Genomic DNA, 6,251 nt, shown 5'->3' on the forward strand with positions numbered 1-6,251 from the left:
CCCGATCCGCAGCCAAACGGGGCGCGGAGCGCGGCGGGCGTGGCGGGACGCGTCGGGGTGCTCGTCCTGCTGTCCGTGGTCATCCTGATGCTGGCGTGGGTGCCCGCAGCGTGGCTGGAGCGCATCGCGATGCTCGAGCGGGCCTGGGATCGGCAGGCGCTGGGGGAGCGCAGTGCAACGGCGGTGCTCGAGCGGGCGCAGCAGTGGAGCGCGGCACAACTGGGCGCGTTTCCGATAGGGTCTGAGACGCTGGGGGCCGACCGCAGGGGCGCGGCACGCAGGGCGGCTGTGAGCCCGGCTTGGCTCGCCGATCGGCGGACGGCTGCGGCACGGCTGGTCGAGCTGGCCTGCCTGCGCGCCGCCCTGGTCACGGCCTGGGGGCCGGCGCTCGGGCTGCTCCTCATCGCCGGCGTGCTCGACGGCCACTGGCGCTGGCGAATCCGTCAGCGCGGCTTCGACTATCCAAGCCCAGTCGCCCGCCAGGCCAGCCAGACCGGGCTGGCCCTGGTCCTGGGAGGCTTCCTGCTTGTCCTGTTGCTCCCGCTGCCGCTGCATCCCCTGGAGATTCCGCTCCTGACCCTGATCGCCGTCTGGCTGATCGGGGCCGGCCTTGCCGCCCTCCCGAAACGGCTGTGATTCAGAAGGGTTGTTGCGGCGAGATTCCGCCGCTCACTGTTTCAGCGTCCTCTGTGCCGGTTTCCTATCGTGCGATGACGTCGGTGACCCTTGCCGCGGTGATGTGATGCTTCACATCACCGCGGCCGCTCGCCGGCGGGGTGAGCGTCCGCGCCTTCAACCATCCGCCGGGCGAGTTCGGGCTCATCTTCTTCGCCGCGCCACCGCCCGCCGAGCCATACCGTCGTGTATTCCCGAGTTCTCCGGAGGACGCCCCGATCCTGTTCCCCGCCGAGGGCACCGCCCTGCGCGGGCCTTGATGCACTGGCTCGACCGACTGGGCATTCGCTCGCGGGTCGTCGGCGAGTTCGAGGACCAGGCCCTGACGCAGACCTTCGGACAGTCCGGCGTGGGCGTCTTCATGGCGCCGAGCGTCATTGCGGCGGAGATCGCCGGGCAGTATGGCGTCGAGCCGATCGGGACCACTACCGAGGTGCGCGAGCGCTACTAAGAGATCTCTACCGAGCGGCGCCTGCGGCATCCCGGGGTGGTGGCGGTGAGTCAAGTGGCTCGGATTGAGCTGTTCGCGGGGACATGAGCGTACGCGAGACGGTAGTTCTTAGTGTCACAGCAAGCACCTTGAGGGAAGGCTCGACGCGGGAAGCGATCATATTCGCCAGAATCCCTGGTGTCACACGAACCTCAGATAGCCGACACTATGGCTCTTGCTTCCCCTATTCGAGGCCTCCAGCGGATTTCCGGAGTCAAGTAAACTGTCACCCGAACTCCGGAACTGAAGTCACCGGAACTGGAGCAGAGGCGGTTGGATTTGCTATCCGGCGAGCTTCGTCCTCGACGATGCCCGCGAACTCTGCATCACCCAGGACCAAATCCGCGCGTCGGCGCCGTCGCTGACGGTGACACGGCGGCGGCGCAACAACAGAGATTGGCCTATGCAAGGATCACGAGTCCGATGACCGAATCAGAACAGGACTATCGGGCGGCGGCGCGTCGCTGCCACAAAGACGGCACACTGCTGCTGGAGCAAGGGCGTCTTGCCAACGCCAGTCATCTCTTTGGGCTGGGTGCCGAGTGTGCGCTGAAGGTGTTGCTGGAGGGCCACCAAGGGGCGGATGTAAAGCTGTCGCATCTGCCGGAGCTGCGCGACCATGCGTTGAAGTGCTTGCGTCGTCGGCGGGATGGGGCTGTTCAGCAATTGCTGAACAGCGATACCTACATGCTTGGCTGGCGCATTGACAACCGCTACTGGCCGGACGCGGCGTTCTCCGAAGAGCGCTGTAAACTGCACCAAAGTCATTGCTTGCGCACGCTGGGCGCGGCCAGCCTCGGGAACTGATCATGAGTCCATGCACCTTCGACGATGCCCTGCCTCGCGCCTTGGAGCAGATCCAAGGAGCCTTTACCGGCATCGACTTTGCCAAGGTTCGTTTCATCCGCGACATGAACGGGCGGGTGCATCTGGTGCTGCCGGACTCCGCAGGCCAAGCCGAGGTGGTCGCGGCGCGTCCGCATCTCGCGGATGCGCTGGGAGCTTACAGCCCCGGCTCGGAGACCGGTTTAGTGCGCCTCTCCGATACCTTCCTCGGTGCGGCGCTGATGGACGAGCCCTTCCTGGTGCAGGATATCAATGGCACGCTGATCCGCCTGATCGAGCGCCGCGTGGTCGGACAAGACTGGGCGCTGGCACCGGGTGCCGAGGCGGGTGCATCGGCCGCACATCCGCCGCGGGTTTCCTTCTTCAGTCTCAAAGGTGGCGTTGGGCGCAGCACGGCCTTATTCCTCTGGGGCCGCGAGTTAGCGGCACAGGGTAAGCGGGTGCTGTTGCTGGACCTGGACTTGGAGGCGCCGGGGCTGGGCGCGCAACTGCTGCCGGACGACGACCGACCGGAGTTCGGCGTTGTCGATTGGCTGGCGGAGGATCTGGTTGGAAGCCCAATAGCGGAGTCAATGCTCAGGGAGCACATGCTGGCGGCTAGATCACCGCTGGCCGATCCGGGCTATCTTTACGTGGCGCCGGCCACCGGCAAGCGCACCGCCCAGCATCCGAGCGGCTTCATCGCGAAGCTCGCACGCGCCTACCTGGACAATGACCGCGGCGAAGGCGAGGGTTTCGCAGTGAGGGTGAGGCGACTGCTGGAGACACTCGAGCGGACCTTGGAGCCGGACGTAGTGCTCATCGATAGCCGTGCGGGTCTGCACGAGACGGCCGCAGCCGCCATCTTGCACCTGGACGCGGACGTTCTGCTGTTTGCGACCGATCAGCCCACGGTTTGGGAGGGGTATCGCTATCTCTTGGCGCAACTGGCACAGATGGCACATATCCATCCGGCGTGCGACGACGATTGGCGGCTGCGGCTGAAGATGGTTTACGCGCGTGCTTTGGAGAAACAGGATGCGCTGGAGGGTTTCCGCTCGCGGGCCTATCAGCTCTGGCTCGACTGCCTGTACGACGAGCAGCCGGCAGGAGGCGCTGAGGAAGCCTTTAGCTTTGCGGAGACGGATGATGCGGCGCCGCATTACCCGTTGCAGATCCTGAATGACCCGCGCTTCGAGCAGTTCAATCCGCTGGAACACCTGAGCACCGTGGGCGCCGCCGCCATTGCATCAAGCTTCGGGCCGTTTATGGTAGCGCTGGAAGAGCGCGTTCTCGGCAGCGAGGAGCCCGAGGCCGTCGACCATGCCGATTGAGAGCAAAGACGAAACGTTCCCGACCGATCGGGTTCGGCGCTCCCTCGACGAGCTGCCGGATACCATGGACGCGAGCACCAACCCGCCCGACCCGAACGAGCTGTACGTAGTGCTCGGCCACGAGCGTGCGCTGGACCCAAACAGTACGCTCGTGGTCGGGGATCGCGGCAGCGGCAAGAGCTTCTGGAGCGCAGCCCTCAACAGCAAGGTGTCCCGAGCCTTGATCCACGCCCAGTTGCCAAGGCTGCAGCTGGATCGGGTGAAGACGAGCTGGGGCTTCTCGGTGTCTACACACAATGCCGATCACCCCTCCCGGCGAGTGCTTCAGCGTTTGCAGGGAAGCCACGCCGCAGAGGACATCTGGCGTGCGGTGGTGTTGCGGCAGCTCACAAGCCGTTACGACGAGGAGCTGCCCGTCAAGGACTGGGCCGACGTCGTGACCTATGTCGCGGATAACCCCGAGCGCGAGGAGCGGCTGCTGAGCCGAATCGCTGGCCGACTTGCGGCGGACGGGAAGCGCCACTTGGTCATTTTCGATGCCCTGGACCGCACCGGCTCTGACTGGAAAGCCATCCGTGGGTTGGTGCGCGGACTGCTACAGGTTTGCCTTGATCTGAAAGGACAAACGGGCATTCAGACGAAGGTCTTTCTCCGCCCGGACATGTGGGAGGATCGGACCATCTGGCAGTTTCCGGACTCGTCCAAGCTGCACCACGGCCGCGTCATCCTGGAATGGCGCCGTACTGATCTTTATGGCCTGTTGTGGCATTGGCTATGCAATCATGGCGATGGCGCCGAGATTTTTCGCAATTGGCTTCAATCGAAGCATCACTTGTCCTTCACGGCAACGGAGGCGGGTGGCGAGCAGGTCTACCCGATTCCGGCGAAGCTGCGCCAGGACGAAGACCTGCAACAGGCGGTGCTGCATGACGTGGCGACCCGCTACATGGGCTCCAACCGGCGGCGTGGACGCACCTACACATGGCTGCCGAATCACCTGGCGGATGCCAAGGGGCAGGTCAGCCCGCGCAGCTTTTTGATCGCGGTGCGCGATGCGCAGCGCGAGACCCAAGCTAGGGGACACGGGGAGGTGCTGCACTGGGAGGGCATCAAGCGCGGTGTGCAGAGCGCCTCATCGGTTCGCGTGCAGGAACTTCGAGAGGATTATCCATGGATTCAGACGGTGTTGGAGCCGCTGAGCGGCCAGACAGTGCCCTGCCGGGACGAGGACATCATGCAGCGCTGGGAGAATGCACAGACGGTGCAGGCGATTGAGCGCGATCGGACGGCGACGCTGTCCCCTGAGCCTTCCGGCAGCGGAGAGATTGATGACGAGCGCTTCTATCTGCCGCCGCATGCGTTGGCTGACAGGTCTTCCGACACTCCCGAAAAGGCGCTGATCCAGGAGTTGCAGCGTATCGGCGTGATTCGTCGTGTCGACGACGACCGTGTCGATATCCCGGATCTGTTCCGGGTGGCGGCAGCCATTGGCCGCCGGGGCGGCGTTCGGCCAATTCGATAATCGATCTGTCGGTGCTGCTCGACAAGCCCGCCGGCCTGCGTAAGCCCGCGTAGCATGGTTTGGTGGGCTGCTCACCCCAAGACACAACGAACACTGCATGTCCTTCACACGTCGAACCCGATGGGGCATGGCTTGATGATGGCCAAACCCCTCCGAATCGAACTCTAAGTCGCGCCACACCTCACCATGTCGCGTGGTGATCGGCGCGAGCTGATCGAAGAAGACGAAAGAACGCGAGTCGTTCTCGGATGCGACCTCCGGACTTGAGCCGCCTCACGCGGGATGACCTCACGCTCGATCACCGCGCGCGATTCCAACTCCGCGCGGCGCAGATCGAAGCCGGATTTTAGGTTCAGCCAGGACTGCGCATCACCGCCGAAGTAGCGCGCCAGGCGCAGCGCCGTATCAGGCGAGATGGCGCGGCGCTCTTTGACGATCTCATGCAGTCGCGTCGCCGGCACGCGCAACGCCACGGCCAAGGCGTTCACGCTCTCATGCCCAAGGCGGCGAGAGAATCCTCGCGCAAGATCTCACCCGGATGCACCGGGCGCATGGCGTTGGTGGGTGTCATGGCTGGGTGTCCTCAGTGATCGTCAACGTTCTCGACATCGAATGCATCGCCGTCTCGCCATACAAAGCACAGCCGCCACTGCGCGTTGATGCGGATGCTTTGCTGTCCCGCGCGGTCGCCGCTCAGCGCTTCCAGACGATTCCCCGGCGGGCTGCGAAGGAAGTCGAGCGTCGCCGCCGCGTGCCGTTGGACGAGCTTGCGCACAGCGACCGGCTGGAACGCGCGCGGCGACTGGCCGGCAAACAGCTTGGCGGTGGCTTTGCAGCGAAACGGCTTGATCATTGGGTATAGAGTGTTAAGTGCAGCGTAATACGTCAATCAGCTTGCGCGTTGCTTGACCGCCTCAAGGGTTTCCGCTTCTGGAGACCTATTCGCCACTGGTTACCCACGGACCGCTGACCGACAAGGTGGCGAGCCGGAAAATCAGGCGATCTGCACTGCCCGACAGCGCACGAGCGTGCGTTCCGCTGTCACGCCCCCACGAACTGAGCACAGGGCCGGAGCGATATCGGCATCCGCCGCGCCTCGATCGTCGATCACAACGGGCTCACCTCAGAGACTCAGAGACGCTCCGCCTGAATATCGACCCCAAGCCGATAAGCCCCGCCGGGCGCAATGGACACCCGATCCGGACCGGCGTTGGTGGTCTCCACACAGAGCATCTTCAGGTACTCCAAGTCCCCGAAATCCCCCATCGCGGCGGCCTGCTCGATCCAGGGGTTCCACACCACCGCGCTGTGATTGCCTGCGGATTGGGTCCTGATTGCCCGCCCAAAAGCGGGGTCCTCCAACACCAGCGCCTGCGGTGGCGCGAGGTAGATGCGATCGAGCGGG

The 6,251-nt window shown here is 64.5% G+C and carries 7 protein-coding genes and 1 pseudogene; 5 read left to right on the forward strand and 3 right to left on the reverse strand.

The window, feature by feature from the left end; genetic code table 11:
• The first annotated feature begins 39 nt into the window (after window positions 1–39).
• The 5 genes from G3446_RS19300 (at window position 40) to G3446_RS19320 (ending at window position 4,846) form a co-directional block, all read left to right on the forward strand.
• Entirely contained in the window at window positions 40–636 is a 597-nt protein-coding gene (locus tag G3446_RS19300) for an IncC plasmid conjugative DNA transfer DtrJ family protein (protein ID WP_342450160.1), read from the forward strand.
• 298 nt (window positions 637–934) lie between these two features.
• Window positions 935–1,126: a type 2 periplasmic-binding domain-containing protein gene (locus tag G3446_RS27685; RefSeq protein ID WP_209262515.1), complete on the forward strand. Its 192-nt coding sequence runs from the start codon at window positions 935–937 to the stop codon at window positions 1,124–1,126.
• Window positions 1,127–1,588: 462 nt separating this feature from the next.
• Window positions 1,589–1,972: a hypothetical protein gene (locus G3446_RS19310; RefSeq protein ID WP_164454488.1), complete on the forward strand. Its 384-nt coding sequence runs from the start codon at window positions 1,589–1,591 to the stop codon at window positions 1,970–1,972.
• A gap of 41 nt (window positions 1,973–2,013) precedes the next feature.
• Window positions 2,014–3,324, forward strand: coding sequence for a KGGVGR-motif variant AAA ATPase (locus G3446_RS19315; protein ID WP_164454490.1), 1,311 nt, complete (start codon window positions 2,014–2,016; stop codon window positions 3,322–3,324).
• Between the two features lie 64 nt (window positions 3,325–3,388).
• A complete protein-coding gene (locus G3446_RS19320) occupies window positions 3,389–4,846 on the forward strand; it encodes a hypothetical protein (protein ID WP_164454492.1) in 1,458 nt (485 codons plus the stop codon).
• A 269-nt stretch (window positions 4,847–5,115) separates the two neighbouring features.
• Here the strand turns inward: G3446_RS19320 and G3446_RS19325 are convergent.
• From G3446_RS19325 to G3446_RS19335, 3 genes and pseudogenes are all read right to left on the reverse strand, one after another.
• Window positions 5,116–5,399 (reverse strand): annotated as a pseudogene (locus G3446_RS19325) (HigA family addiction module antitoxin); the annotation flags it as partial.
• Between the two features lie 30 nt (window positions 5,400–5,429).
• Window positions 5,430–5,699, reverse strand: coding sequence for a type II toxin-antitoxin system RelE/ParE family toxin (locus G3446_RS19330; protein WP_164454494.1), 270 nt, complete (start codon window positions 5,697–5,699; stop codon window positions 5,430–5,432).
• 278 nt (window positions 5,700–5,977) lie between these two features.
• On the reverse strand, window positions 5,978–6,251 hold a 274-nt coding region (locus G3446_RS19335), incomplete at its 5' end, for an aldose epimerase family protein (RefSeq protein WP_483414736.1).

The sequence above is a fragment of the Thiorhodococcus minor genome (assembly GCF_010820565.1).
Lineage (GTDB): Bacteria > Pseudomonadota > Gammaproteobacteria > Chromatiales > Chromatiaceae > Thiorhodococcus > Thiorhodococcus minor.

What these genes read in the sequence shown, in the direction of transcription:
- G3446_RS27685 (WP_209262515.1), top strand. Translation starts at nt 935, where the DNA reads ATGCACTGGCTCGACCGACTGGGCATTCGCTCGCGGGTCGTCGGCGAG.
- G3446_RS19310 (WP_164454488.1), top strand. Translation starts at nt 1,589, where the DNA reads ATGACCGAATCAGAACAGGACTATCGGGCGGCGGCGCGTCGCTGCCAC.
- G3446_RS19320 (WP_164454492.1), top strand. Translation starts at nt 3,389, where the DNA reads ATGGACGCGAGCACCAACCCGCCCGACCCGAACGAGCTGTACGTAGTG.
- G3446_RS19330 (WP_164454494.1), bottom strand. Translation starts at nt 5,699, where the DNA reads ATGATCAAGCCGTTTCGCTGCAAAGCCACCGCCAAGCTGTTTGCCGGC.